We start from the raw sequence: 26,087 nt of genomic DNA on the forward strand, positions 1-26,087 counted from the left end.
GGTTTTGCCCCTCATAACTTGAAGGGTTTTAAAATGTCTAACGAATACCGCCCGTAGGGTCACGATTGTGACCTTACGTTAGATGAATTTACTGAAAGATTGAATTAAAGCGACTTAGGCCTGTAACGCTTCGGCTCCAGGCCGGTGTATTACACCGGTGCCCGTATCCCGGCGCTCGATTTCGCGTCTGATGAAGCTGGTGCGTGGGAAACGCTTAGTTGCACTTTGTTCGAGAAAACGGTTTGCCAAATAAAGTCCGGCGAGGCCCAAAACTGCGGTGGCGATTGACGCTGCGAGCAGGCCTGTATCTTGGGCACGTAAGCCCGTGAGGATCGCGAATGCGGCTCCGGGAACGGCGACAGCAGCGGCGCTGGGTAGGTGTGCTGCGAGTGCTAAGCCAACGGCGAAGCTTGCGACCACGGTTAGGGCAACGATTTGAACACCATAGGTTGCAGCTGTTTCCAGGGGCACCAAAAGAATTGGTGCACTTGCGAGAACCACGCCGAGAACGCTTAGCGATGCGGTGAATGATGAGCGCCAGCGGAATGGACGAGATGTGTGATGGCTACCAGCACGGAAATTGTCGCGTAGGCGGCGGCAAATCCATAAAGCGCTGAACATCATCAACGCCCATGCTGCTGCGCGGGCGGGGTGCGCACGACCCGCAATCACGGCAAAATAAATGGAGACACCGGCCACTAGCGCGAGGCCAGGGCCGCTCCAGCGAGAAAGTATGTCAATCAAGTGCAAGCGGGCAGCGCGTGAAAGCGCAGGTGTTTTGCGTTTTTCGCGCGCAATAGGGGTTTCTTGGGCAAGCGCCTGTAGTTCACGTACTGTCTTGTCCTGAAACGGCGCTTCGGCCATGGCGCTTAAAATCCCTCCGCTAGTCCCATAAGTTTAGTCTCTATGGGATGCCTCATTGCTTAACCATTGGTTAATTCTGAGGAAGTGGAGTGATTTTCTTTTTCCGTCGAGAGCCAAGACCGCAAAAATACCAATTTCTAATTGGCTAGGGCCATCTTTGTGGCGCCCTCATCGGTTGGGAGGGGCGAAATAGACATCGATCTTTATGCCAACCTGCGCGAGGTCTCCCCGTAATACGAGGGCGTCAATATTGGTGGGTTCAAGGCTGAGGGCTGCAACCACGTCGTCGGCAGCTCTTTCGTAGGCACCGAAAATATACCGCCCGCGACCACGCAGAACGAAGGTTTCCGCGCTGACGATTTTTGCTTTTTCTGCGGTTGTGACGGCTTCAATGACATCTTGCCAAGATTCTTCAACACCATAAATTTTCGCGGCAGTAAGCTGTAGTTCGCCACTATCAGGGACAATCTTTTGAGCTTTACCCAGCGCCGCCTTCGCTAATTCTGGTTGGTCGGCTTGAAGCCATGCAAGCGCCGCTTGATTGAGTACCTGCGCCCTCATGTAATCGTCACCAGCATCATCACGCTCGGCGATCTCTTCGAGCCTAACCGCTGCGAGCTTAGGAAAGCCCGCTTTAATATCTGCGCCGGCGAGGCAATGGCGGGCATCCGCGCCGCCGCCTTCGTTGACCCATTGTTGCGCGGCTATACGCCCAATTTCTAAATCGGCGTCCACTAATGTGACGCAATCGGCGTAACGCGGCGTGGCGGAGAGAGCGACCGAAGCCGCAGCAATAAGTGATAGAACCAACATGGCACCTTTAGAGCATGAACAGGAAAAAGGTGAAACTGAATTCCCCTTTAGCTGTTATACGTCGCCCTTGGCTTATTCCGCCGCTTGTGGCCGAGCCGATGCTGACTTTTTACTGGTTTTTTTGCGTTGAGCTGCGGTCTTTCGCGGGGTGCGCTTCTTTTTTGCAGGTTTTTCGGCGGTCTTTGACGTGGCCTCGTCGTTTTTGGGAGCCTCTTTATCCGACGGTAATAGATCAATGGTGGCCGCTTGTTCGGGAAGGAAACAGGTGACGCAAACGCCTTGCCCTTCGGTGGAATCCATCCTGACCCAACCGTTATGTAATTTTACGAAACGCTCGACCAGAGCGAGCCCAAGACCGGCACCAGCGCTTGGCCCGCGGCTTTCAAATGCATCGAATGCGCGTGCCTGATCTGTGGGCGAAAGACCGCGCCCAGTATCGGCGACCCATATTTTGATCGTGCCGTCTATGCGCCGTGCCCCAAGTGTCACCGCGCCGCCGGGGCCAGTATAGGCGAAAGCATTGGACAATAGGTTGAACAAAACCTGCTTGATGCGTTTATCGTCAATTTCACTTTCGCCGATATCTTTAGGGCAATCGACTTTGAGGGCGACTTGGGTGTCTTCCGCTTTCAGGGCCGCGAATGTTGCCGCGTTTTCAAGTAGCGCGCGGATATCTGTTTTATTGAGGGACAAATCAAGTTTGCCCGCATCAATAGCAGCAAGATCAATGATGTCATTAATCAAATCACGTAGGTGATAAGACGCTGACATGATACTGGCGATGTAATCCTTTTGACGGTCGTTCAGTACACCAAACATTTGCCCGTCTAGCATTTCGGAGAATCCGATGATGGTCGAAAGTGGTGTACGTAGTTGATAGGAGACGTGGTCAACGAATTTCGATTTCAAACGGTCTGCATTTTCGAGAATTGCATTGCGTTCTTTGAGTTCTTTTTCGCGCTCTTTGGAATCGGTGATATCCAGAAAATGTGCGAGCGTTGCACCATCAGGTAACGGCTCCGTTCCGATCGCAAGAACACGGCCATCGGCAAGGCGCGTTTCCTGGGCATTTAGTGGTTGACGATCCTCATGGGATTTCGATGCAACGCACCGGCGTAATGCGTCGAAGGAGGGATCTGCTTCGCGGGCGAGCTTTTGTAAATTTTCGACGATGATGTCGATATGCGGTTTGCTATCGAGAAGCCGTGTATCAAGGCGCCATAGTTTCTGAAATGCCTTGTTGTATAACCGCAAAGTCCCATTGCCGGAAAAGACAGCAACACCTTCAGCGAGATTGTTTAGCGTCGCTTTTTGGACTTTGATCTGGGTGTTAAATTCAGCCTCAAGCGTCACTTTTTCAGTGATGTCTTCAAAGGCAACCATGACGCCGCCCAGCGGATGACGCAGCTTTGCGACCTTTACCGTGCGTCCGTCGGGGAGGTGCCAAATCTCATCAGGGGCATCGCCTAGCCGTTCAGAGCCGGGCTCGGATAAACCATCCGTATACAGCGAGAGTTGATGTTCTTTCCAAATTTCGTAGTCAGCGGGTTCGGGAAGGTGACCTGCGAGACGCAGATTGTCGAGAATTTCGCCGTGATAAACCCGGCCAGATAGTTCGGCATCATCAAGGTCCCACAGCTTTTGAAATGCTCGGTTGTGATAAATCAGATTTTGGTTGGCGCCAAAAATCGCAACTGACGTTTGAATTTGATCGAGCGTGCGTTGGTTGGCTTCGATTTGTTGACGCAGTTCCGTTTTGGATTTGTCTAGCTCGGTCACATCGATTGCGACGCCGCCAAGGGACGCATCGCCAGAGCCATGAAGCGGCGTTTCGACAATGCGATAAACACGACGTTCGCCGCGCGAATTTATAATAGCGCGACCTTCGTTTGGTTTACGTTCTGATGCCGCCGATGCCGCGAGTTTTTTGATTGTATTGTCGAGTTCGGTCTGTTGCTTGATAACGTCGCTAACGCTCGGCGCTTCGACAATTTCGGCATAGGCGCGGTTGACCCAAACAAGCTCTAGCTTTGCGTTGCGTCGCCAAGCGGGGACAGGTGATCGCTCTAGTAATGCATGCGCACCATGAAGGTCAGTGGCGCGTTCACGGAAAGCCCCGATTACGGCACCATCTTCGGCCATGCGAACTGCTGGGTCAGTAATCCACAATGCAACCTGACCACCCGCCACTCGGCCATCAACCTCAATTGAGCGCCCGTCAGGCGTCACGATGTTACCAGAGAATGCCACGCCATGGGCGCGAAGGTTTTTGATTTTTTCGCGCAAGGTCTCCGGCGTTTCTGCCTCGTCGTCCTGAAGCGGTAGCGCGCCTAGCGCGTTCAATAATCGATCAACGGGTTGTGCTTTTTCTTGCTGGTCATCTTTTGAAAATGACAACAATGAGGCGAGGGCCGCTGGCCCACCTAAAATCTTGGGCTTGCCCCATTTCTCTTCGCTAACGCTTGCGCTGTCATCTTCCCAAACAAGAACTAGACCGGGATGTGCTGATAATACTGAATCTGATTTTTCCAGCCGCGCTTCCATCTCGGCAAGTTTTTCAGACCAATGGAGCGATTGATGACGTGTAGCGTCAGATACGCGAAATGCCCAAATGACGGCAGCAACAGCTAGCGCGATCGCACCCGCAGCCCCAGCAAGAAGTGGGTCGATACCGCCAGAGGCGGCGTCATTTGCAACTGTTTGTGCAGCCGCATTTAACGGAAATGCGCTAACACTGCTGAGGAGCAGGCTGGTCCACAAAAATTTCGCGCCTAATTTCATGCTGCTGCATCCTAAATCGCACCCGAATCGAAACACCGCAAATTACTGGGATTCGCGACATTGTGCGTCTTCGGCGTTGAATTACACAATATGTACTGTGTTCGGTCGTTGCGACTAGGCCCTTTGATGCAAAAGGAGCCGCGCGCCGAATGAACTTTTCAACAGGTGCGCGGCCCAAACCATTATTCAACTAGCTGGAAATTAAAGGTTTCTACGTAGCCATAGCGCATTCCCGCGCCAGATTTTGCAGGCGGATATTTCCACCCCGATACCGATTTTAGGACTGGTCTATTGAAGCACCGGTCAGGGGACTCGATGACTTGTGCATTGGTGACGTTTCCTTCTGGGGTGACATCAAATTGCACGATTACGACCCCAGATGCGCCGCGTGATCGGCACCCCTCTGGGTATAAAGGTGACGTCCGAATGGTTGCGGCCGAGAATATCCCAGTATCGCCCGGTGGCGTTTTTTCAATCTGCTTTGGTTCTGGCCGGAATTTTGTACCGTCGGGACGGCTGCGTTTCGGTGATAGATCTAGATTTAATGGTGGCTCTGAATCGGGAAGGGCTTTTGGTTTGTGTGTCTTCTTTTCATGGTCATCGACCGATTCATCCGCTGTGATTCTGATCTTGGGGCTTGGTTTGGGGTCGGGGTAGGGTTCGTATCGATCCTTGATGAGCTGCGCCATCATAAAGAAAAGGGCAGCTGTTACTAAGCCTGCAAACGGCAATCCAAATATCCATCTAAACAATACCATAGAAACATCCCTTCATGTATTTTCTAACGTGTAATTGCGACACGAAATGGCGTTGCTGTGATGAGTAATTATGGCACGCCCCGCGTGTTACAATAGTGGCACCGTAGCATTATGCGACATATGTAGCAACATAGATCGCGACACTATCATTCGCGGGGTGGCTGTTGCGCTCGAGTTAAAAAAAGACCCCGGCCACTAGTGGCCGGGGTCTAAAAGGTAAACTTATATAGGGGTGCCGATTAGTAGCGATATTGGTCGGTCTTGAACGGCCCCGCCACATCAACGCCGATATAGTCTGCTTGTTCTTTTGAAAGTTCAGATAGCTTCGCGCCAACTTTGTCGAGGTGCAGTTTAGCAACTTTTTCATCGAGATGCTTAGGCAAGACATAAACTTCGTTTTTGTAATTGTCGCCTTTGGTCCAAAGCTCGATTTGTGCCAATGTCTGATTGGTGAACGAAGCCGACATCACGAAACTTGGGTGTCCCGTTGCATTCCCGAGATTGAGTAGACGGCCTTGGCTAAGCAGCAGCATACGTTTCCCATCTGGGAAAGTGATCATATCGACCTGATCTTTGACATTCGCCCATTTGAAATTCTTTAGGCCTTCGACCTGAATTTCATTATCGAAATGCCCAATGTTTCCGACGATAGCCATATCTTTTAGTGAGCGCATATGATCGACGGTTAAAACGTCTTTGTTGCCCGTCGAGGTAATGACGATGTCGGCGCGCGGAGCGCCTTCTTCCATGGTCACGACTTCAAAACCATCCATCGCTGCTTGAAGCGCACAGATTGGATCGATTTCCGTGACCATTACACGGGCACCAGCACCTTGAAGCGAGGCCGCCGAACCTTTGCCCACATCGCCATAGCCGGCAACAAGAGCAACTTTGCCGGCCATCATTACGTCCGTGCCGCGACGAATGCCGTCGACGAGCGACTCTTTACAGCCATATTTATTGTCGAATTTCGACTTGGTGACAGAGTCATTGACGTTGATTGCTGGAAACGGGAGTGTGCCATTTTTCTGGCGCTGATAGAGCCGCAGCACGCCTGTTGTTGTTTCTTCGGTGACGCCTTGGATGTTGGCCTTAACTGTTGAATACCAGTTTGGTTGTTTCGCGAGGCGGCGTTTGATGGTGTCGAACAACGCCGTTTCTTCTTCGTTAGCCGGGTTATCGAGAATCGAAGGATCTTTTTCTGCATCTGCCCCGAGAAGAATGAGCAAGGTCGCATCCCCGCCATCATCGAGGATCATGTTTGCAGTTTCGCCATTTGGCCATTCAAAGATCTTGTCTGCGAGATCCCAATATTCCTCAAGTGTTTCACCCTTGAATGCGAATACTGGTGTTCCGGTGGCTGCGATGGCAGCGGCAGCATGATCTTGTGTCGAATAAATGTTGCACGAGGCCCAGCGAACGTCTGCACCAAGTGATTTCAGTGTTTCGATCAGCACCGCTGTTTGGATCGTCATGTGAAGAGATCCTGCGATGCGCGCACCTTTTAAGGGTTGTGCGCTGCCGAATTCCTCGCGGGTGGCCATTAGGCCGGGCATTTCGGTTTCGGCGATTTCAATCTCGCGGCGACCGAAATCGGCAAGGTTGATGTCCTTTACGTGGTAATCGTTTTTGTCGGTCGCTGTCATGACGGGCATTCCTTATCAGCTTGAGAAGAGTTACGCGGCATATAACAGGGGCGCACCCCGGTGCCAAGGCACATATAAAGATTTCTTTATGTCCACCATTGGCGGCGGGAACTAGCGTGATTGTGTGGTGTTTGCCTGAGAAATTCCGCTAACTTACGCTCGGGCTGGGCGGAGAAAGGAACCAAGATCATGAGACATCATGTATCGCTTGCAGTGATCGCGGGGTTTAGTGTTTTTGCATTAACATCAGCGGCAATGGCCGACCCGGACGAACCCGCAGCCACTTCTGATGACCCAAGGGTCGGCGACGAGGTCAATCAAATTTGCTTCCAGCGGAATATCAATGGTTGGCGGACGTTAAAGAAACAGGACGACGTCATTCTGTTGGAGCGTGGGGTCAATAATTGGTATCGTGTCGAGCTGTCGGGTGCCTGCCGATACAATGTTTTAAATTCTGCGATTAATATCGGCATTGATGGCGGGCGCGGGAGTAGCTGCGTTCGCCGGGGCGACGTTATCATTGTTGAAGATTCGCCGAGCTTTAATCGTCGTTGCATGATCACGAAAATGTATGAGTGGAACGATGGTGCGGCGGCACCAACGGATGACGAGCCTTCGGACGGTGGTAATAATTAAGGTCTATCTTGCTCGTTTTTTAAGATTGAGGCCAGACCTTCACGATAGGTGGGGTATTGCAACTTAATGCCAAGCGCGTCTTTCATCCGTCTGTTCGAGACGCGCTTGTTATCAGCATAGAAACTTTTTGCCATTTCGCTAAGTGCGGCTTGCTCGAGTGGGATTAGCGGTGGTGGCTCGCGTTCCAGTAATTTACAAGCGTATTCGATGACATCTTGTGGGGGGGCAGGTTCGTTATCCGCGAGATTGAATAAGTCAAACGAAAACGGTTGGTCTATATCGGCTTTTAGCGCTGCCGCGATATCGTCAACATGCATCCGTGAAAACACTTGATTGGGTTTATAGATTCGCTTGGCGGTACCTGCCCTGACGGAATCTATTGCCGACCGGCCAGGGCCATAAATTCCTGGCAAACGGAAAATTTTTAACGGAAGAGCATGAGCGACCGCGTGATTTGTCCAAAGCTTTTCTGCGTAGATGCGCCGCTTTGCGCGCGTTGAACCAGCGCGAAGCTCGCTTTGTTCTTCGACCCATTTTCCCTGATGATCGCCATACACACCGTTAGTTGACAAGTAACCAATCCAATGAAGTGTCTTGGCATTGTTGGCGATAGCTTCCCCGGCCGCTGCAAAGGCGGGGCATCCTTCTTTGGTGGGTGGCGCAGAGATAAGTATGGCAGAAGTAGCGTCTAACCACGAAGGATCAAAGGCGTTGTCGTGCCAAAGGTGCGCCGTGACCCCACAAGTTGCCATTTGGGATGCTTTTTCAGCTTTCGATGTCGTGCCCGCTACGGACCAGCCATGCCGTATCAACATTCGCGAAAGGGCGTTTGCAGTATACCCAAAGCCAATACAGAAGAGGCGTTTTTTCATCGCGATTTCCTTAGGGGGAACAATTCTCTCAGCGCGCTTGTTGGCACGGTCAGATGTAAGGAGGCCGAGATGACAAATAGCAAACCAGTGCCCGGTAAAAAAGCCCCATCGCTCGAGGTTCAAACCCAAAATGGGGTTTGGTCACTTTTTGATCAAACGCCAGATAACTTTACGGCGATTTTTTTCTATCGCGGACTTCATTGCCCAATCTGTAAAAAGCAGCTTGAGGAATTAGAAGCCAAGTGTGAAAAATTTAATGACGCTGGAACCAATGTTATAGCCCTGTCGATGGACAGCGAGGTGCGCTGGCGAAAGTCGCGATCCGATTGGGAGGTCGATGAATTGACCATCGGGCATTCGGTATCTGAACAAACCGCCCGGAATTGGGGGCTATATATATCCGAAGCTATAAAGGATGGCGAACCAGATATTTTCTCCGAACCCGGTATATTTTTGGTCAAGCCTGATGGAACGCTCTACCTTGCGTCTATTCAATCGGCACCGTTTGCACGCCCTTCTATTGATGATTTGCTAAGTGCAATCGACTTTGTGACAGAAAAAGAGTATCCGGCGAGAGGGCAAAAAACTTAAAGACCGTAAAGCGCCTGCCTGAAATTGGAGCCACTAAATGTACCGCTTGTTCGTCGGATTAGATTTATCCAGCGCAATAAAAAGTCAATTAGAAAATATACAATCAGGTGTTGAGGGGGCGCGATGGCGGCCGATTGAGAATTTTCATCTAACGCTAGCGTTTCTGGGTGCCGCAGATAGACATCAATATGCCGACGCAGTCGATGCACTAGCAAATATAAATGCGTTAGAATTTGATTTAAGGCTAATTGGCACTGGGTTCTTTGGTGATCGCAAACCGAAGGCATTATGGGCGGGTGTAGAACCATCGCGTGAGCTGAATTTACTTCAAGCAAAGGTCGAAACATCAATGCGTGATGCCGGGTTTGAATTAGAGCGCCGAAAATTCATGCCGCATATAACGTTGGCTTATCTAAAAGCGACAACCCGTGAACAGGCAATGTTATATTGCGGAGATCACGGCTTGTTTTCGACTGAGCGATTTCCGGTCACAGAATTTCACTTGTTTTCATCTCAGCTTGGTAAAACCGTCAGTGCTTATACAATAGAGGCCAGTTACGCGCTTTCGTCCTCTAAGTGATTTAAAAACCCCGCTGACCCGCGCTCTAGTAAATCGAGTACATGCTGAAACCCTTGTGGGCCACCATAATATGGGTCAGGCGTTTCGCGTTCATCACCATCAGCAAAATCCAGAAATAATCTGATATCGCATGTTCGGTTATGCGGTGCCAAATCTAACAGATCCGAATAATTTGAAAGGTCCATCGCCAGCAAATAATCAAACTGATAAAAATCCGATAGATCTACCTTGCGCGCACGCTGATATGAAATGTCGATTCCGCGGGCCGCGGCGGTTTTGATCATTCTGCTATCTGGCGGGTTACCTACATGCCATCCACCCGTGCCAGCAGAATCTATGGCTAATTCAATACCGCGTTCTTTCGCCATTGCGCGAAGCATGCCCTCTGCTGCGGGTGACCGGCAAATATTGCCAAGACATACAAATAGAATTTTCGCGGTCATCAAGCGTGTCCCTTTCGCGATGGAAATAGATAGGCCAATATTGTTTTTTGTGAAACCGTCCGACAAGGAAACTTTCGAGAGAATGTAAGTAACTGCTCTGGTGGCTATAGTGTGGGGGAGGTAAATTCTTTGCGCCAATCGTTTGGGTGAGGCAAAAATATTGTGACTAAGAAAATTGTAATTTTAACCGGCTCCGGGGTTTCCGCTGAATCTGGTGTGGCTACTTTCCGCGATCAAGGCGGAATTTGGACCCAATATGATTACCGAGATGTCGCCACGCCAGAGGGCTTTGCGTCTAACCCTGGTCTTGTGCATTCTTTTTATAATGATCGGCGAAGCGCATTGCCGAATGTGGAGCCGAATGCCGCACATATAGCGCTCGCAAAACTAGAACGCGAAGTTGAGTCATCTGGGGGAAATGTAACAATCATTACGCAGAATGTTGATGACCTCCATGAGCGCGGTGGGTCAGTGAATGTTTTGCATATGCATGGTGAGTTATCAAAATCTATATGCACAAATTGCAACGCCATTCGAAAATGTAATGTGCCAATGTCTATTGAAACGATGTGTAGTGAATGTTCACGGTCAGGATCGTTACGTCCTTATGTTGTCTGGTTCGGTGAAATGCCAAGATTTATGGACGAAGCGATGGACGCGATATTGTCGGCGGATTTTTTCGTGTCAATCGGCACGTCTGGCTCTGTTTATCCGGCCGCTGGTTTTGTTTCGCACGCGCACGCTGTTGGGGTTGCGACTATGGAGCTAAATTTGGAACCGTCAGAGAACGCGCATTTGTTCAGTGATACTCAATACGGCCCTGCGACGGAAATAGTTCCTGATTGGGTCGAGGCAGTCGTTCGCCAGATGTAAAAAATCGACTCAATGATTTCTATAAATGCACTAAGCAGCCATAGGTTTAGCGTTACGTGAAAAATTGACGTGATAACAGTGAGAGAGTAGCTGGTGCTTGAAAGAATAGTTACATCAATAGAAATAGGCTATACTTTTCAGTTAACTACATTTATTTGTTCTGTTGTGAAGAGCAAGTTATTGGTTTGATATTGAAGTGAAAAAATACGATCCCAAGAGTCCGCTTATTGTTAGTCATATTCCGAAAACAGCGGGAACATCTGTTCGAGAGCTGTTTTCTGGTTGGTACGGCCCAAACCTTTTGCTTCATTACAAAGACGGAAAGCGTCCGCCCGTTCGTGACTTAACGAATTTGCCAGAACCGGAAAAGCCGGTGGCGTTATACGGCCATTTTACACGAAACCGTGGATTCGGAATCGAGAAATACTATCCTCAGATCGATCAGTTTATCGCAATTTTTCGCGAGCCTTTAGATAGGGCGGTGTCCGGTTATTTTTTTAAAACACAGAATGAGGCGATGCGTAAGGCGTTCTGGGGGACTGCCCAATTGACTTTGGATCAGTATGTCACTCGTCGGTCAAGTCGATTTACTCGTGGCGGGCCTGAGACAGTTTTGAATTTTCTGCCAAGAGCGATCAATGAAAATAACTTTAAAGATTTTATTGAAAGTCACTTTGTTGAGGTGGGAATCACCGAACGGCTAGATACATCTATGGTTCGCATCGCGGAGAAGCTCGGATTTGAATTTGATGTCTCTCAACTACAGCATCTCAACGCAGTTAAACGTACCCATGAGGTTTCGAGCAAAACAATCGCAAAGTTTAGAGAGCATAACGAGCTAGAATATAGAATATATGATTATGTTCGGTCAAAATATGATGACTAACTCGTGAGACGATCGAACTGCTAAGATTTCTATCCTCCTGGGTAGCAAGCCGCCTTCGAGATATCCTCGCAACATAGTTCGTATTTCTTTGAGTGGGCGAAGAACAAACTTCCGGCCCCGTACCGTCCTGCGCTTGAAACATTCGACCTTCAATTCTAGGCTATCCTTAGGGAAGCTTCATTGAAAGGCGAAATACTCATGAAGAAACAAACATTTATTATCGTAGCATTAGCGATGGCGCCTGTTGCTTTTGCGCAAGAGAGCGATAAGGAGGCCAAGAGTACATGGGATGTTTCTTCACCTCCATTGCCGACACGAAACGTCGAAATTGATGTCGATGAGGGAACATGGATGAGCCTGGACGTCAGCCCTGACGGGCGGACGATTGCGTTCGATCTGTTGGGAGATATTTATGTAATTCCGGTATCGGGTGGTGAAGCTAAACCTATTGCGAGCGGCGTTGCCTGGGAAATGCAGCCACGGTTTTCGCCAGACGGAAAGAAAATTGCGTTCACGTCTGACCGTGCAGGGGGCGACAATATCTGGATCATGAATGCGGATGGTTCTGATAAACAGCAAGTCACAAAAGAGAAATTCCACCTTTTAAATAATGCGACTTGGTCGCCGGATGGCCAGTACCTTGCGGCGCGAAAGCACTTTACGACACAAAGGTCGCTCGGGGTCGGAGAGATTTGGCTATATCATATTTCTGGTGGCGATGGGGTCCGCCTAGTGAAGCGCCCAAGCGAACAACACCAAAAAGAATTAGGTGAGCCAATTTTCTCAGCAGACGGAGAATATATATACTATTCTCAGAATGTAACGCCGGGATCGACATTCATTTATGCGCAAGATTCGAATGGCGATCTGTTTAATATTAAACGTTATAATATGGCGACGGGTGAAATAGACACCGCTGTATCTGGTTTTGGTGGTTCCGTCCGGCCCGCACCTTCACCGGATGGTAAGTACATGGCGTTTGTGCGCCGCGAACGTGCTGAATCCAAGCTTTATTTGAAGAATTTAGAGACTGGCGAAGAGCGAAAACTATACGACGCGCTTGATCGAGATTTGCAAGAAATCTGGGCCATTCACGGAACATACCCGAATATGGACTGGACCGCGGATTCCAAAACCATAGTTTTTTGGGCTGGCGGTAAAATCCAGCGAATTGACGTCAACAGCGGCAACGTAGCTGAAATTCCATTTCATGTGCGTGATACCAGAGCGGTGGTTGATCCGCCGCGCCCTGACGTAGTCGTGGCCCCTGATAGTTTTAAAACCACAATGCCCCGCTTTGCCAGCGCATCGCCCGATGGTCGTCGTGCTGTTTTTGAAAGCCTCGGACGGCTTTATGTGAAGTCGCTCCCTGACGGGGCACCGCGTCCTTTAACCAATGGCGGAAATGGTTTTGAATTGTTTCCTTCGTGGTCCTACGACGGAAAGCGTATTGTTTATGTTACGTGGACTGATGATGGGCTTGGCACTATTCGTGTTACCAATGCTGGCGGGGGCGGTGGTAAAGCTATCACAAAAGAGCCTGGGCACTATCGCCGTCCGCGATTTTCACCTGATGGCCGCACAATCGTTTATGAAAAAGGGAAAGGGGGGTATCTAACCGATAGTGATTGGTCCGAAGCTTCGGGTGTTTATCGAATTTCTTCGAATGGCGGTGCCACCACGAAAATTACAGAAAATGGTGCTTACCCACATTTCGCGGTTGATAATGACCGAGTGTTTCTCTCGCGTTTTGAGGGCGTAAAGGCATTATTGGTGAGTGTCGATCTAAGCGGCGAGAAAGAACGCCTACATGCATCTGGCGACATGATTACTGAATTTCAGGTTGCGCCGACGGGTAAGCATTTGGCCTTTGTCGAAAATTACAATGCATTTGTGATGCCCATGTCCCCAGGTGCTCAGGATGTAGGAGCGGGGCGATCAGCAACTGACTTGCCGGTAACAAAGGCAAGTGCGATTGGCGCAACGTATCCAAATTGGAGACGCGATGGCCTGAATTGGAGCTTAGGCCCGACACTTTATTCCGCCTCGCTCGAGGCACTTGTGCCGGGCGGGCCATCTAAAGAAGGTGGTCCTTACGAACCGCCAACGGATGGGGCGGATTTAACGCTGACAGTTGAAGCGGATAAACCCGATGGGGTTGTGGCTTTGACAAATGCCCGAATAGTAACAATGAAAGGCATAGATGGTGGAGTGGTCGAAAACGGTACAATCCTCATCTCTGAAAATCGGATTACCGCAGTTGGTGCGTCGGATGCAGTTCGTATACCTGCTGACGCAAACCAGATTGATTTAGCTGGTAAGACTATTGTTCCGGGCTTTGTTGATGCCCACGCCCATGGTCCTCAGGGTGAGGACGATATCATTCCGCAACAAAACTGGTCAGCGATGGCGCATCTCGCCCTAGGGGTGACGACGACGCATAACCCATCAAGCCAAGCTAATCATATTTTTCCTGTTGCCGAATTTCAGCGGGCGGGGAAGATAATCGCACCCCGTACTTACTCCTCTGGTGAGGTTGTTTATGGCGCGAAAGCACCCAGTGTTTATGCTGTGATCGATAGTGCAGAGGATGCGCAAAACCACGTCACTCGGCTTAAGCGTCAGGGGGCACACTCCATCAAAAATTATAACCAACCCCGACGCGATCAACGCCAACAGATTATCGCTGCGGCCGTAAAGGAAGATATCGCAGTTGTAGCCGAGGGCGGCTCGTTGTTTCATATGGATATGGCGATGGTTGCGGATGGGAATACGTCAATCGAACATAACCTTCCCCAATCGAAGCTTTATGAAGACGTGCTATCTTTTTATAGCGCGACCAATGTTGCATATACGCCCACATTGGTTGTGACGTTCGGCGGTATCGGCGGTGATCCTTATTGGCGTCAGGCAACGGACGTTTGGTTGCACCCGTTATTGTCGAAACATGCGCCGCCCCGCCTTTTGCAAGCGCAATCGGTCCGCCGGGAAAAAGCACCTGAGGAAGACTATTCAGATCAGGTAAATGCCGCGACAGCCAAACAACTCGCTGATCGTGGCGTTATGGTCTCCATAGGCGCGCACGGTCAACAAGAAGGGCTCGCTGCGCATTGGGAAATGTGGTCATTCGTCAGGGGCGGAATGAGTCCGCTTGAAGCATTGGGGGCGGCGACGATCGTGCCTGCGACTCATCTTGGGTTTAGTAAAGACATCGGCTCCCTAGAGGTTGGAAAACTTGCGGACTTAGTCATTCTCAACGAAAATCCCTTAACCGATATTCGGAATACTGATAAAATTAGCCATGTGATGTTGAACGGTCGATTGTATGATGCGGCGACGCTGAATGAAGAAGTTACCGGAACACGAAAAAGAAAACCCTATTGGTGGGAATAAGAAAAAGGCGGCACTTGAAGGTGCCGCCTTTTTTTTAGATTGATCCGTGACAATGTTTGTATTTTTGCCCGGAACCACAGGGGCAGGGCGCATTGCGTGGTACGCGCCCCCATGTCTCGGGGTTGTTGGGGTCAACGCCAGATGCATTGGCCATGCCTTTGATGGTGCCGATCCCGGCGGACAATCTTGTTCGCGGCGCTTGAGCGGCCATCTCGTTCTCGCCAGTGGACGGGTTTACATGGGTTTCCGTCATCGGAATGTCTCGACGCTCGGGTACAGCATTTTCGGGTGCGCGAACCTGAACATTCATGAGCATCCGGGTTACGTCGCGCCGTAATCCATCGAGGAGGCCCGCAAATAGCGCAAATGATTCTGTTTTGAATTCATTGACCGGGTCACGTTGGCCATGACCACGCATCCAAATGACTGAACGTAGGTGATCAAGCATCTGAAGGTGTTCACGCCAGTTTGTGTCAAGAACATTGAGAAGGATTGCTTTTTCTATTCGGCGCATTGTATCGGGGCCGATTTCGGCGGCACGAGTGCCCGCAAGCTTGTTCGCCTCTTCAATAATGCGCTCAGCAAGTTCGGTGTCGGCGACGCCTTCTTCGCTAGCCCATTCTTTCACCGGGAACTCTTTTCCAAAGACCTCGGTCAGTTCTTTGTTCAGCCCCTCAACATCCCATTGTTCCGCATAAGACTTTGCGGGCAGGTGTGCGGCAACAAGATCGTCAACCAACTGACCACGCATATCTGAGATGATGTCGTCCACAGTTTCTGATGACATGAATTCGATGCGTTGCTCAAAAATGGCTTTACGCTGATCGTTGATGACGTCATCAAATTTGAGCACGTTTTTACGCATGTCGAAATTGCGTTGCTCAACTTTTTTCTGTGCGGTTTCAACAGCCTTCGTGAACCAGGGGTGCTCGATAGACTCGTCGGGTTGAATGCCAAACCGTTTCAACATTTTTTCCATACTATCGCCGAAGATCCGCATAAGGTCATCTTCGATTGAGAGGAAAAATTTCGTTGTACCGGGGTCACCTTGACGGCCTGACCGGCCACGTAGCTGATTGTCGATCCGGCGGCTTTCGTGACGCTCAGTGGCAAGAACAAAGAGGCCGCCGGCTTCGAGCGCTTGCTGCTTTACGGTTTCGATCTTCTTTTCGATCTCGGCCCGCTTGCGGTTGATCGTATCTTCGTCATCGTCCTCTTCGAGGACTTCCATTAGCTGAAGATCTACTGAACCACCAAGCTGAATATCCGTACCACGTCCAGCCATGTTCGTCGCAATCGTCACCGCGCCGGGCACACCTGCGCCAGCAACGATTTCGGCTTCTTGCTCGTGGTACCGGGCATTTAGAACATTATGCGGGATAGGTTCTTTTTTATCACCAAGAGAAGAAAGGTAAGTTGCCTGTTCTTCTAGGTTTTCTTTCAGCTCTGTTTCTTTGTCCTTCAATGCTGCTGCGCGTTCACGCAGTGTTTTCGCAAGGTCTTTGAAGAATTTTTTGTCGCTCAAGAGCGACGAGAGATACTCTGATTTTTCGATTGAGACTGTGCCCACAAGGACCGGCTGTCCGACCTTGTGGCACTCGGCAATTTGTTGCGCGATCGCTTTATATTTTTCTTCCGCCGTCATGTAGAGTTCGTCGTCGAAATCTTCACGCGCGATTGGTTTGTTCGTCGGAATTTCAAAAACTTTGAGTTTATAGATATCTTCGAACTCTGCTTCCTCAGTCATCGCCGTGCCCGTCATACCGGCTAGTTTGCCATAGAGACGGAAATAGTTCTGGAATGTAATCGAGGCGAGCGTTTGGTTCTCGGGCTGAATGGTCGTGCCTTCTTTGGCTTCGACAGATTGATGAAGGCCATCTGACCAGCGGCGGCCATCCATCATTCGTCCGGTAAATTCGTCGATAATGACGACTTTGTCGTTGCGGACGATATAATCTTTGTCACGCTGGAAAATTTTATGTGCCTTTAGCGCCTGATTGACGTGATGCACGACCGAGATGTTGACTGAATCATAAAGACTATCGCCTTGAAGCAATCCAGCTTCGCGTAATAGGTCTTCGATTTTTTCATTACCATCTTCGGTTAGGGTGATCGAACGTTGCTTTTCGTCGATCTCGAAATCGTCTTCTTCAAGACGCGGCATGATTTCGTTGATTTTGAGATAAAGCTCCGATTTGTCGTCGGTGGGACCGGAAATGATCAACGGCGTCCGGGCTTCATCGATCAGAATTGAGTCGACTTCATCGACAATCGCAAAGTGGTGGCCGCGCTGAACCATCTGATCGAGGGACGACTTCATGTTATCCCGAAGATAATCAAAGCCGAATTCATTGTTGGTGCCGTAAGTAATGTCCGATTGATATGCCTCGCGGCGTTCTTCATCGGAAAGACCGTGAACGATACAACCCGTGGTCAGGCCAAGCTGGGAATAGACCCGCGCCATCCATTCTGCATCGCGTTTAGCGAGGTAATCGTTCACGGTGATCACGTGAACACCGCGACCGGTGAGGGCGTTCAGATAAACCGGCAGCGTGGCGACCAGTGTTTTACCTTCGCCGGTCTTCATTTCGGCGATGTCACCAGCATGAAGGACCATCCCGCCGACAAGCTGAACGTCGTAATGGCGCTGGCCGAGCGCACGCTTTGCGCCTTCTCTCGCCGTGGCAAAGGCTTCAACCAGCAAATCGTCGAGCGATTCGCCGTCCTTGTAGCGCTGTTTTAACTTTTCTGTCTGAGCAATAAGCCCTTCGTCGGTGAGCTTTGATAACTCTTCTTCAAGAGCATTGATCGCCTCAACACGTCGGAATAAAGGCTTGAGGCGGCGATCATTAGATGAACCGAAGATTTTTTTTGCGATTCCGAGTAACGCCATAAGGACTGGGCCTTCGTGCTGCGATGGAAAAACGGTCGCGCCCTTGTAAAATCAGCGCGGGGCGCGCCTTCCATCGGCCGGGTTGGATTAATAACTACCCCGAAGGGGGCGTCGGAGAGATAGTAAGCGCCTAGGGCGCTGTCAACGAAGGCAAATATCGGGCAGGTCATGATTGAGACGCCAGACGGCAAGCAATTCGACACAGAGCAGCGGGTAAAGCCCGCCGCAGCGGTTCTGCGCGTGGTTTCTCGGGTATTTATGATTGGCCTCAAGGCCGTCGGGAAATTTTGTATAACGACGTGGCGAGTCGCCGCAGCACTTGATTCGGCGCTATGGCGGCTGACCAAACTGCTGCTGAGTCGGCTTTTGGTCGGGTTGGGCTATGTCTCAAAATTAGCAGTTGCCGCTTTCCGTGGGTTGATTGCATGGCTCCCGACCCGAACCGGTCGCGCTTATAGCGCCATGATGGGCGCATTGCTTTTGGTATTGGGCCTTTGGATGGTTGATGTGCTGCGGGCGGTGCCCTCGCTCGATGTGGCCGGGTCATCGACAATTCGCCCGCCGACCGATGATGCAGATCCAATCCTCGCGCGAATCGAGGGCCGGTATGTACATCTGTCCGAAATTGAGGCTGCCGCAAGAGCGGGTGGTTTTTTACGCCCCGGCGAAATTTTGACACCCCAGACTGCTTTTGCGCGAAATTTGGTCGAGTCCTATGTTGAGCAACGATTGCTGGCGCGTGCAGCGTTGGATGACGGAATGCAGCGGAATCCGAGTGTTTCACGCCGCGTAAATGCCGCAAGGGACCGGGTTCTTGCAGCGGCTTATATGGATGCGCAAGTGAAGAAAGCGGTGACGCCGGAAAACGTCGAGCGGCTTTATGCTACCCAAGCCGATGTCACTCGTATCGGCGAAGAAGTGAAAGCGCGCCACATTGTTGTCCAAACCAAAGAAGAAGCCGAAGAAATTGTGGCGCTTCTGAACGCTGGGGCCGACTTTGCTAAGCTAGCGCGCGAAAGGTCAATTGATCGCGCGACCGCGCCGCTGGGTGGGGAGGTTGGCTGGTTTAACAAGTCTATGATGACGCCAGTCTTTTCAAATGCAGCGTTTGCGGCGACGCCGGGTGAAATCGCGCCGCTCGTTGAGACTGAATTTGGTTGGCATATCTTAGAAGTGCTCGACCGTCGTTCTACCAGCGCAGTTCCGTTTACGCAGGTTCGGGGTTCGATTGAAAACTTCCTTCGTATGAGGACAATTGATTCGTCTTTGCGCGTTCTAGAAGAAAAAAGCCAGGTTGTTTACTTCCGCCCAGAAAATACAAGCCAGCGAAATGACGCTGTGCCGGTTTTAAGGGATGCGGCGTTTGAATTGCCGGATGGTAATTTAAAGGTTGATCAAGACGGCACCCCGGATTCTGATATCGAATAGTCTTGGTTTCTGAATGGTTAACTTATTCTATTAAAACTTCGTAGGCTGATCGAACTTCTGTTAATGAATCTCCGATTAGAATTAAGGCGAGAATATGGCAAAGCTACTTCTTGTTGCGGCATGTGCGTTGATAGATCGAGACGGACGTATATTAATGGCGCGACGGCCAGAAGGAAAAGATATGGCCGGGCTTTGGGAGTTCCCCGGGGGCAAATTAGCCGATGGGGAAACGCCAGAAGAGGCGCTGGTTCGTGAGCTAAAGGAAGAATTAGCGATTGATACAGAGGCGTCTTGTCTTGCGCCGATTGCGTTCGCTTCCGAGGCTTTAGGGGAATTTCACCTTTTGATGCCCTTATATGTCTGTAGAAAATGGCAAGGCATGCCTACCCCAGAAGAGGGGCAAGAACTAAAATGGGTCAGGCCTTCGGAATTGACCTCGATGGAAATGCCGGCTGCGGACCGACCACTCGCAGCACAATTAAGGGATATGTTGTGATGAAAACGAAAGAGAAAAAGAAGAGGTTGCGTTCTGGCGCATCTAACCTCATTCGCTCGTTTCGTCGTAATCAGGACGGAGCGACTGCAATTGAATATGGCTTAATCCTTGCGATGCTTTTCTTGGCGATCGTTGGTGCGATCCGCAGCTTTGCCACGTCAAATAGCGCGATGTACGACCGAATAGATCAAACGCTTGCAGATAGCTCAAGTAACTAGCCCTTGGTTATTCTGTGCCTTTGATTGCGTCTTTGAGCGATGCTTTGGCACTGCCGGGTTTGAGCGGTTTTTGTTGCGATGGGTCTGGCGACCAACCTGTTAGATAGATAATTTCAAACTGTTCCGTTCCGCCATTTTCAGAAAATATCTGCAATGCGCGCATAAGTACGTCACGACGTAATGGGTTGGGTCTATTCGCGAGTGCTTGAGTTTCGCCCATTCCTCTTAGGTCTCGCAACAATCTTAGCGGATCATCATATTTCACATTGATTTTATCGGCATCGACCACTGGAAGCGCGAATCCTGCACGCGATAACGCTTGCCCGTAATCCTGGATGCTTGCAAATGGGTTAATCCGTGCACTGACGCCGCCCGTGATTTCCGCTTCAGCGGTATAGAGCGATTTTCGCAATGCGATTAAGGTGTCTTCGGCAAAGACCGCAGCGATGAATAGCCCATCAGCCACTAATGCGCGTCGTATTTGGGCCAATGCACCGACCAAATCATTCGCAGTGTGAAGTGTTAAAACGCTTACAAATAGATTTTGGCTTTGGGCCGCAATCGGTAACAGTTCTTCGTCCGCGACGATTCTATTGCCGGTCGTTGGTAGCCGCTCTGGCGCGGGGTCAATATGAGTAATGCTCCCTACGCTACAAGCCGGCGTAAGTTGATCGGTTAAGTTGCCTGCCCCTGAGAACGTCGCGTTGGGGAATTCACGCATCACTGTTTCCAGCCGATCGACGATGTCATCCATAACGCGCCGATGAAGAAAATCGAACGCCCCAAAATGCGCAGCAGAACGGGTTCGGCGCTGAGCATAAAGCCTTCGGTCAAAAATGTGGGGCGGGGCATTCATTATGGTTGGGTGATTTCCTTTTTGCGGTGCTGCGTTAATCTACCTGACGTGAAACATCAATTCATCCATCAATGTCGTAAATTAGGTACGGCTGCCGCGCGTAGTACATTAGATGCGCTGATGCCGCCAAGTTGTCCTGTCACTAATGAAGAAATTGGGACATTTGGCACGCTGAGTCCAAAAGCATGGAATGCCGTGCATTTTATCGCGGCCCCATTCTGTCCCAGATGTGGTGTGCCCTTTGCGGCTGAATATGGCGAGGAAGTTGAGTGTCCGTCGTGTATTGCGTCGCCGCCAGATTTCGAACGAGCGCGGGCGGCCGTCGTTTACGATGACGCAACGCATAAGCTTATTGTTGGTTTTAAGCATTCCGACCGGACGGAACTTGCGCCAATGTTCGCAAATTGGATGGTTGTTGCAAGCCAGAATTTGGTGTCGGAGGCATCAATCCTAATGCCAATTCCGCTCCATCCCTCGCGGCGTTTTGCCCGTCGCTATAACCAGTCAGCTTTGCTGGCGCAGGGAATTGCGAAAAAAACCGGTGCTCAACTGGCTTTGAACGATTTGGTTCGGCGACGTGCCACTCCCCCCCAAAAGGACCTGTCGGCAGATGCGCGGCGGCGAAATGTGTCCGGTGCGTTTGGTTTTCGTGATTTGGCTGCACAAAACCGTTACCGGGGCGCTCATGTCGTTCTTGTGGATGATGTGTTAACCACGGGCGCAACATTGTCTGCCGCCGCCCGTGCGTTAAAGCGTGGTGGGGCCGCCCGCGTTGATGCATTGGTGCTTGCGCGGGTTGTAAAAGGTGGGATCGGTGCCATATAGCGCGTTCAATCAAAGAGGAGCCTAATGAGCGAATGAACCCTGTAGTCGTATATACAAAACCGCTCTGCCCGTATTGTTCTCGGGCTTTGTCTCTGCTTGAGAAAAAAGGTGCGATGGTGACGGATATTTCTGCGGCTTATGACAAAGATAAGCGCAACGAAATGCTGTCGAAATCTAATGGCAAAACCACTTACCCTCAGATTTTCATCGGTGACGTCCATGTCGGCGGTTATGACGATCTTAGTGCGTTGGATCGCGACGGAAAGCTGGACCCATTGTTGAATGGCTGAGCATCGAAAATTTCGAGCGGCTTGTGTGCAAATGCGATCGGGTATCGACCGCTCGCAAAACACTGATGATGCGCTGCGATTGATTGCAGAAGCTGCAAAGGGTGGCGCAAATTTTGTGACGACACCGGAAATGACAAATGTCGTTGACCGGAATCCGCGCCGGATGTTTGAAAACCTCGGAGACGAAGAAGCGCTTCAGGAAATTTCAGCCTTTGCGGGAGCCGCTAAGGAACATAACATTTGGCTTCTCGTGGGGTCGATGGCAGTTCGCGCGAGTGATGACAGGGCGGCAAATCGCGGTTTTCTTTTTGGTCCTGACGGTCAGGTCGTTGCGCGTTACGACAAGCTTCATATGTTCGATGTTGATCTACCCAACGGTGAGAGTTGGAAAGAATCAGCTGTTTATCAGCCCGGTAAGTGCCCGGTATTGGTAGAGACGGAACTCGCGAAGATCGGTCTTACGATTTGCTATGATGTTCGGTTTCCAAAACTCTATCGTACATTGGCGCAGGCAGGGGCTGAGGTTTTGTGCGTGCCGGCAGCATTCACCAAGCAGACCGGCGAAGCGCATTGGAAAACGCTGTTAACCGCGCGGGCTATTGAAAACGGTGCATTTGTAATTGCGCCTGCGCAGGGCGGAAAGCACGAAGATGGCCGCGAAACCTATGGTCATTCGCTAATTATCGATCCTTGGGGTAGGGTGCTTGCAGAAGCCCAAAATGATGAGCCGGGTGTCATTTTTTCTGAGATAGACTTGGCGCTTGCGTACGATGCGCGTCAGCGCATTCCTAATCTTACACTTGAACAATCCTTCGAAGTCTCCATTGTGAAACCATGATTAAGTACCGTTTGATTTGTGATGATGCCCATGAGTTCGAGGGATGGTTCCGCGATAGTGCCGATTATGACGCCCAAGCGGCTGATGAACTAATCGAATGTCCTGTTTGTGGATCAGAAGAAGTCCGCAAAGCAGTTATGGCACCTTCAATATCACGTAAGTCCGGATCACGTGGGGAGCGCCTCGCAGCTGTTCAGCGAGATATGGAAAAAGCGGTCGCAAGGGCGCGCGAGTATGTTGAAAAGAACTTCGACTATGTCGGTGATAAATTCCCCGAAGAAGCCCGTAAGATCCATTATGGCGAAGCAAAAGAGCGCGGCATTTTTGGCGAGGCTTCAGGAAAAGACGTTAAAGCCCTGATCGACGAAGGGGTGAAGGTCGCACCGCTACCGAATTCGAAAAGCACCGAAGCCGAGAAGAAAACGGACACGGCTGGAGCGCCGAAATTGCCCAATACCAGCACTAAGAAATTGAACTAATACATTTCCTTAGTTTTTGTCGTTTTTCCGTTCTGGCGCGTTTGCTAAAATCGCGCTACCGATTGCGGTATTATGGACGCTATTCGCAACCGCCTTCGTGATTTACCTTTTTTTTCGGAACTAGAAGCGACGACGCTCGCGGCTATTGCGTCGGTAAGTCGGTGGCAATCGCTTCCTGGTGGTTGGGAATTATTTGCTCAAGATACAAAGTCTGACGCTCTACACATCAACATTTCCGGCCGGTTGATAGTTGTCCGGACCAATCAAGATGGCGATGATGATGTCGTTGGTTATGTTCGTGCGGGTGAACCGGTTGGTGAAATGTCTGCACTCTCAGACGAGCCACATTCCGCAAGCGTATATGCGCTGCGTGATACGGAACTGCTCTCGATCAAGTTAGAGGATGTCGACCAACTCATTCGGAGCCATGGTGATTTTGCTGCGGCTTTGGCGCGTATTGTATTGGATAGAGCGCGACACCCAAAAGCAAGCTTTCAACAATCCGCACCAAGAATTTTTGCTTTTATTGCCTCATCGCCGTCTATTGATGTGAACGCTCATGTCAACGAGTTGGTCAAGCGTATTGCGAAATACCACGTTAACGTCACATCATTTTCGACAGCGGAGGAAGCACCAGATAGCCGCGCGTTTGATCTTGTCGAAAATGCCCATGACGTTGTGTTGTTGGCGGCAAAGGTTGATCACAGCCCGTGGTATCGGTTTGTGTTACGCCACGCGGACCGGTTTATGGTGTTAGCGCGGCGAGACGGGCGACCATCAAAACCGTTTCCGTTGACAGCGGATGACGGTGCGCGGGCCCGAAAGTTTCGGCTTGTTGATTTGGTCATGTTGGCGGAAGGCGCAAAAACCACGTCTGCAGCGCAATGGATGGAAGCGATTGATGCATCCAGAATTATCAATTTACGAAATGATTTCTGTATCGACCGACTGGCCCGAATCATTGCGGGAAAATCGATCGGTGTGGTCCTCTCTGGCGGTGGTGCGCGCGCCTATGCGCATATCGGGGCTATTCGCGCTATGCGGGAGGCCGGGGTACCAATAGACTTTATATGTGGGGCCTCGATGGGTGCGGTGGTGGCTGCTTCCATTTCGATGGATTGGTCCCAAGAGGATATGGAACGACGAATTATAGAGGCGTTCGTCGATTCTAACCCACTTGGTGATCATGTCCTGCCGGTTGTTGCGCTGACACGCGGGGGACGCGTTGAGACGCGGTTAGTTCAGCATTTCGGTGAAGCCCAAATTGAGGAGCTAACAACTCCTTTTTTCTGCGTTTCTTCCAATATTGTAAATGGTACGGCACGGATCCATACACGCGGGTCATTGCGTCATGCATTGAGAGCATCGATCGCGCTGCCAGGGATTTTGCCACCTGTAATTGAGGGGGATGCGCTGTTGGTGGATGGCGCTGTTGTTAATAATTTCCCTACGGATATTATGACGGCTACTCATCGTGGGATTACAATCGGCGTCGATGTGGCACGCGAAGGGGTAATTGATATTGAAGCGTTTCGCGATCCTCCGGGCTTCTTTTCATGGGTTATGCAACATGGGTTTTCGGCGGCTCCGCCGATTGTCTCGCTCTTGATGCGTACGGCGACTGCTCGCCGTGAAGACCTGAGTACCGAGCGCCCCGCAGATATTATGATTGCGCCCGATGTAAGTGGAGTAGACTTAAGAGAATGGAAAAAATTCGATCTCGCCGTCGCAGAGGGCTATAAAAGCGCAATGGCAGCGATCGAAGAAAACTGGACAACTCTTGCTCCCATCATTAAAGGGGCGAACAACAAGTCCCTATGACTTTATTGCCGTCAACATGTAATTGACGTCAGTGTCATCGCCAATTCGCCAGATATCCATAAGCGGATTGTAACTAACGCCGGCTTCGCCTGTAACGATTAAGCCTGCCCGTGATAACGCGGTCTTTGCTTCTTCGGGGCGGACGAATTTTTTCGGGTCATGGGTCCCCGCAGGTAACCAGCGCAATACATATTCGGCGCCGATCTTTGCCAACATCAACGCTTTCAGTGTGCGGTTGATTGTTGCCATAATCATAATGCCGCCGGGCTTTAACAGGGAGGCAGATGTTTCGAGAAACAAATCGACATCGGCAACATGTTCAACAACTTCAAGATTGAGAACAACGTCAAAAGACCCAGCGCCGGTTTCGGCCAGTGCCTCAACCGTGGTGGCGCGATAATCTATTTTTAGATCCTGCGGCATGGCGTGCGCCATCGCCGTTTTGATGTTGCGTTCTGCGGCGTCAATCGCGGTTACGGTCGCGCCTAGCCGATACATTGGTTCTGCGACCAATCCACCGCCGCAACCGATGTCGATCAAATGTAGCCCCTCAAGAGGGTTTTTCGCTCTCCGGTCGCGAGAAAAGTGCGCGCACACGCAATCTCTAATATAGGCCAGTCGCACAGGATTAAATTTGTGCAGGGGCTTAAATTTCCCAAATGGGTCCCACCATTCGTCTGCGATTGCGGAAAATTTGGCCACTTCCTCAGGGTCTATGGTTGTTTTTCCGGGATGGGGGGCAGTTTCAGGCGGGTTGGTTAAGCCAGGCTGCGACATAAAAAATATTTCCTCGCTTGCTTCGGCGGG

Annotated in this window: 24 protein-coding genes; 14 read left to right on the top strand and 10 right to left on the bottom strand. The window is 50.6% G+C overall.

What is annotated here, in order from left to right; all coding sequences use genetic code 11:
* Positions 1-114 precede the first annotated feature (114 nt).
* The 5 genes from ABFZ84_RS07060 to ahcY form a co-directional block, all read right to left on the bottom strand.
* A complete protein-coding gene (locus ABFZ84_RS07060) occupies positions 115-864 on the bottom strand; it encodes a hypothetical protein (protein WP_369313261.1) in 750 nt (249 codons plus the stop codon).
* 168 nt (positions 865-1,032) lie between these two features.
* Positions 1,033-1,677, bottom strand: coding sequence for a tetratricopeptide repeat protein (locus ABFZ84_RS07065; protein WP_369313262.1), 645 nt, complete (start codon positions 1,675-1,677; stop codon positions 1,033-1,035).
* 72 nt (positions 1,678-1,749) lie between these two features.
* Positions 1,750-4,458, bottom strand: coding sequence for a sensor histidine kinase (locus tag ABFZ84_RS07070; protein WP_369313263.1), 2,709 nt, complete (start codon positions 4,456-4,458; stop codon positions 1,750-1,752).
* Between the two features lie 182 nt (positions 4,459-4,640).
* On the bottom strand, positions 4,641-5,216 hold the full coding sequence (locus ABFZ84_RS07075; protein ID WP_369313264.1) for an energy transducer TonB: 576 nt from the start codon (positions 5,214-5,216) through the stop codon (positions 4,641-4,643).
* 239 nt (positions 5,217-5,455) lie between these two features.
* A complete protein-coding gene (ahcY, locus tag ABFZ84_RS07080) occupies positions 5,456-6,862 on the bottom strand; it encodes an adenosylhomocysteinase (RefSeq protein WP_369313265.1) in 1,407 nt (468 codons plus the stop codon).
* 189 nt (positions 6,863-7,051) lie between these two features.
* On the opposite strand from ahcY, the gene ABFZ84_RS07085 reads away from it, so the two are divergent.
* A complete protein-coding gene (locus ABFZ84_RS07085) occupies positions 7,052-7,498 on the top strand; it encodes a DUF6491 family protein (protein ID WP_369313266.1) in 447 nt (148 codons plus the stop codon).
* Here the strand turns inward: ABFZ84_RS07085 and ABFZ84_RS07090 are convergent.
* Positions 7,495-8,370 (bottom strand): SDR family oxidoreductase, encoded by an 876-nt coding sequence (locus tag ABFZ84_RS07090; protein ID WP_369313267.1) that lies wholly within the window; start codon positions 8,368-8,370, stop codon positions 7,495-7,497. The genes ABFZ84_RS07085 and ABFZ84_RS07090 overlap by 4 nt on opposite strands.
* A gap of 69 nt (positions 8,371-8,439) precedes the next feature.
* Between ABFZ84_RS07090 and ABFZ84_RS07095 the strand changes: the two genes are divergently transcribed.
* Entirely contained in the window at positions 8,440-8,961 is a 522-nt protein-coding gene (locus tag ABFZ84_RS07095; RefSeq protein ID WP_369313268.1) for a redoxin domain-containing protein, read from the top strand.
* A 37-nt stretch (positions 8,962-8,998) separates the two neighbouring features.
* Positions 8,999-9,541 (top strand): RNA 2',3'-cyclic phosphodiesterase, encoded by a 543-nt coding sequence (gene thpR / locus ABFZ84_RS07100; protein WP_369313269.1) that lies wholly within the window; start codon positions 8,999-9,001, stop codon positions 9,539-9,541.
* On the opposite strand, the gene ABFZ84_RS07105 is transcribed toward thpR, so the two are convergent.
* Positions 9,517-9,984: a low molecular weight protein-tyrosine-phosphatase gene (locus ABFZ84_RS07105; RefSeq protein WP_369313270.1), complete on the bottom strand. Its 468-nt coding sequence runs from the start codon at positions 9,982-9,984 to the stop codon at positions 9,517-9,519. The genes thpR and ABFZ84_RS07105 overlap by 25 nt on opposite strands.
* Before the next feature lie 162 nt (positions 9,985-10,146).
* Between ABFZ84_RS07105 and ABFZ84_RS07110 the strand changes: the two genes are divergently transcribed.
* The 3 genes from ABFZ84_RS07110 to ABFZ84_RS07120 all read left to right on the top strand — a co-directional run bounded on the left by ABFZ84_RS07110 (position 10,147) and on the right by ABFZ84_RS07120 (position 15,136).
* Positions 10,147-10,857: an NAD-dependent deacylase gene (locus ABFZ84_RS07110; RefSeq protein WP_407067077.1), complete on the top strand. Its 711-nt coding sequence runs from the start codon at positions 10,147-10,149 to the stop codon at positions 10,855-10,857.
* A 196-nt stretch (positions 10,858-11,053) separates the two neighbouring features.
* The gene (locus tag ABFZ84_RS07115; protein WP_369313271.1) at positions 11,054-11,743 is read left to right on the top strand and encodes a sulfotransferase family 2 domain-containing protein; all 690 of its coding nucleotides are present in this window, start codon (positions 11,054-11,056) and stop codon (positions 11,741-11,743) included.
* A 198-nt stretch (positions 11,744-11,941) separates the two neighbouring features.
* Positions 11,942-15,136, top strand: a complete 3,195-nt coding sequence (locus ABFZ84_RS07120) for an amidohydrolase family protein (protein WP_369313272.1) — start codon at positions 11,942-11,944, stop codon at positions 15,134-15,136.
* Positions 15,137-15,170: 34 nt separating this feature from the next.
* On the opposite strand, the gene secA is transcribed toward ABFZ84_RS07120, so the two are convergent.
* Positions 15,171-18,029, bottom strand: a complete 2,859-nt coding sequence (gene secA / locus ABFZ84_RS07125) for a preprotein translocase subunit SecA (protein ID WP_369313273.1) — start codon at positions 18,027-18,029, stop codon at positions 15,171-15,173.
* Positions 18,030-18,197: 168 nt separating this feature from the next.
* Between secA and ABFZ84_RS07130 the strand changes: the two genes are divergently transcribed.
* The 3 genes from ABFZ84_RS07130 to ABFZ84_RS07140 all read left to right on the top strand — a co-directional run bounded on the left by ABFZ84_RS07130 (position 18,198) and on the right by ABFZ84_RS07140 (position 20,171).
* Positions 18,198-19,457 (top strand): peptidylprolyl isomerase, encoded by a 1,260-nt coding sequence (locus ABFZ84_RS07130; RefSeq protein WP_369313274.1) that lies wholly within the window; start codon positions 18,198-18,200, stop codon positions 19,455-19,457.
* A gap of 94 nt (positions 19,458-19,551) precedes the next feature.
* Positions 19,552-19,953, top strand: coding sequence for a (deoxy)nucleoside triphosphate pyrophosphohydrolase (locus ABFZ84_RS07135; protein WP_369313275.1), 402 nt, complete (start codon positions 19,552-19,554; stop codon positions 19,951-19,953).
* Complete coding sequence (locus ABFZ84_RS07140; protein WP_369313276.1) at positions 19,953-20,171, top strand: Flp family type IVb pilin; 219 nt, start codon at positions 19,953-19,955, stop codon at positions 20,169-20,171. Before ABFZ84_RS07135 ends, ABFZ84_RS07140 begins: the two co-directional genes overlap by 1 nt.
* A 7-nt stretch (positions 20,172-20,178) precedes the next feature.
* Here ABFZ84_RS07140 and ABFZ84_RS07145 read toward each other — a convergent pair whose 3' ends face one another.
* Complete coding sequence (locus ABFZ84_RS07145; protein WP_369313277.1) at positions 20,179-21,027, bottom strand: class I SAM-dependent methyltransferase; 849 nt, start codon at positions 21,025-21,027, stop codon at positions 20,179-20,181.
* 48 nt (positions 21,028-21,075) lie between these two features.
* Here ABFZ84_RS07145 and ABFZ84_RS07150 point away from each other — a divergent pair, with 48 nt between their 5' ends.
* From ABFZ84_RS07150 to ABFZ84_RS07170, 5 genes are all read left to right on the top strand, one after another.
* Positions 21,076-21,852, top strand: a complete 777-nt coding sequence (locus tag ABFZ84_RS07150; RefSeq protein ID WP_369313278.1) for a ComF family protein — start codon at positions 21,076-21,078, stop codon at positions 21,850-21,852.
* A gap of 32 nt (positions 21,853-21,884) precedes the next feature.
* Entirely contained in the window at positions 21,885-22,142 is a 258-nt protein-coding gene (gene grxC / locus ABFZ84_RS07155) for a glutaredoxin 3 (RefSeq protein ID WP_369313279.1), read from the top strand.
* Positions 22,135-22,980 (top strand): carbon-nitrogen hydrolase family protein, encoded by an 846-nt coding sequence (locus ABFZ84_RS07160; RefSeq protein ID WP_369313280.1) that lies wholly within the window; start codon positions 22,135-22,137, stop codon positions 22,978-22,980. Before grxC ends, ABFZ84_RS07160 begins: the two co-directional genes overlap by 8 nt.
* Entirely contained in the window at positions 22,977-23,459 is a 483-nt protein-coding gene (locus tag ABFZ84_RS07165; protein WP_369313281.1) for a DUF1178 family protein, read from the top strand. Before ABFZ84_RS07160 ends, ABFZ84_RS07165 begins: the two co-directional genes overlap by 4 nt.
* Before the next feature lie 72 nt (positions 23,460-23,531).
* Positions 23,532-25,280 carry a patatin-like phospholipase family protein gene (locus tag ABFZ84_RS07170; protein ID WP_369313282.1) on the top strand — a complete coding sequence of 583 codons (1,749 nt, stop codon included), beginning with the start codon at positions 23,532-23,534 and terminating at the stop codon, positions 25,278-25,280.
* On the opposite strand, the gene ubiG is transcribed toward ABFZ84_RS07170, so the two are convergent.
* Positions 25,275-26,057: a bifunctional 2-polyprenyl-6-hydroxyphenol methylase/3-demethylubiquinol 3-O-methyltransferase UbiG gene (ubiG, locus tag ABFZ84_RS07175; RefSeq protein WP_369313283.1), complete on the bottom strand. Its 783-nt coding sequence runs from the start codon at positions 26,055-26,057 to the stop codon at positions 25,275-25,277. The genes ABFZ84_RS07170 and ubiG overlap by 6 nt on opposite strands.
* Positions 26,058-26,087: the final 30 nt, after the last annotated feature.

The organism is Hyphococcus lacteus, from assembly GCF_041058985.1.
GTDB lineage: Bacteria > Pseudomonadota > Alphaproteobacteria > Caulobacterales > Parvularculaceae > Hyphococcus > Hyphococcus lacteus.

Excerpts from the sequence above, each read along its gene's own strand:
- ABFZ84_RS07060 (WP_369313261.1), bottom strand. The coding sequence starts at position 864 with ATGGCCGAAGCGCCGTTTCAGGACAAGACAGTACGTGAACTACAGGCG.
- ABFZ84_RS07065 (WP_369313262.1), bottom strand. The coding sequence starts at position 1,677 with ATGTTGGTTCTATCACTTATTGCTGCGGCTTCGGTCGCTCTCTCCGCC.
- ABFZ84_RS07070 (WP_369313263.1), bottom strand. The coding sequence starts at position 4,458 with ATGAAATTAGGCGCGAAATTTTTGTGGACCAGCCTGCTCCTCAGCAGT.
- ABFZ84_RS07075 (WP_369313264.1), bottom strand. The coding sequence starts at position 5,216 with ATGGTATTGTTTAGATGGATATTTGGATTGCCGTTTGCAGGCTTAGTA.
- ahcY (WP_369313265.1), bottom strand. The coding sequence starts at position 6,862 with ATGACAGCGACCGACAAAAACGATTACCACGTAAAGGACATCAACCTT.
- ABFZ84_RS07085 (WP_369313266.1), top strand. The coding sequence starts at position 7,052 with ATGAGACATCATGTATCGCTTGCAGTGATCGCGGGGTTTAGTGTTTTT.
- ABFZ84_RS07090 (WP_369313267.1), bottom strand. The coding sequence starts at position 8,370 with ATGAAAAAACGCCTCTTCTGTATTGGCTTTGGGTATACTGCAAACGCC.
- ABFZ84_RS07095 (WP_369313268.1), top strand. The coding sequence starts at position 8,440 with ATGACAAATAGCAAACCAGTGCCCGGTAAAAAAGCCCCATCGCTCGAG.
- thpR (WP_369313269.1), top strand. The coding sequence starts at position 8,999 with ATGTACCGCTTGTTCGTCGGATTAGATTTATCCAGCGCAATAAAAAGT.
- ABFZ84_RS07105 (WP_369313270.1), bottom strand. The coding sequence starts at position 9,984 with ATGACCGCGAAAATTCTATTTGTATGTCTTGGCAATATTTGCCGGTCA.
- ABFZ84_RS07120 (WP_369313272.1), top strand. The coding sequence starts at position 11,942 with ATGAAGAAACAAACATTTATTATCGTAGCATTAGCGATGGCGCCTGTT.
- secA (WP_369313273.1), bottom strand. The coding sequence starts at position 18,029 with ATGGCGTTACTCGGAATCGCAAAAAAAATCTTCGGTTCATCTAATGAT.
- ABFZ84_RS07130 (WP_369313274.1), top strand. The coding sequence starts at position 18,198 with ATGATTGAGACGCCAGACGGCAAGCAATTCGACACAGAGCAGCGGGTA.
- ABFZ84_RS07135 (WP_369313275.1), top strand. The coding sequence starts at position 19,552 with ATGGCAAAGCTACTTCTTGTTGCGGCATGTGCGTTGATAGATCGAGAC.
- ABFZ84_RS07140 (WP_369313276.1), top strand. The coding sequence starts at position 19,953 with ATGAAAACGAAAGAGAAAAAGAAGAGGTTGCGTTCTGGCGCATCTAAC.
- ABFZ84_RS07145 (WP_369313277.1), bottom strand. The coding sequence starts at position 21,027 with ATGAATGCCCCGCCCCACATTTTTGACCGAAGGCTTTATGCTCAGCGC.
- grxC (WP_369313279.1), top strand. The coding sequence starts at position 21,885 with ATGAACCCTGTAGTCGTATATACAAAACCGCTCTGCCCGTATTGTTCT.
- ABFZ84_RS07160 (WP_369313280.1), top strand. The coding sequence starts at position 22,135 with ATGGCTGAGCATCGAAAATTTCGAGCGGCTTGTGTGCAAATGCGATCG.
- ABFZ84_RS07165 (WP_369313281.1), top strand. The coding sequence starts at position 22,977 with ATGATTAAGTACCGTTTGATTTGTGATGATGCCCATGAGTTCGAGGGA.
- ABFZ84_RS07170 (WP_369313282.1), top strand. The coding sequence starts at position 23,532 with ATGGACGCTATTCGCAACCGCCTTCGTGATTTACCTTTTTTTTCGGAA.
- ubiG (WP_369313283.1), bottom strand. The coding sequence starts at position 26,057 with ATGTCGCAGCCTGGCTTAACCAACCCGCCTGAAACTGCCCCCCATCCC.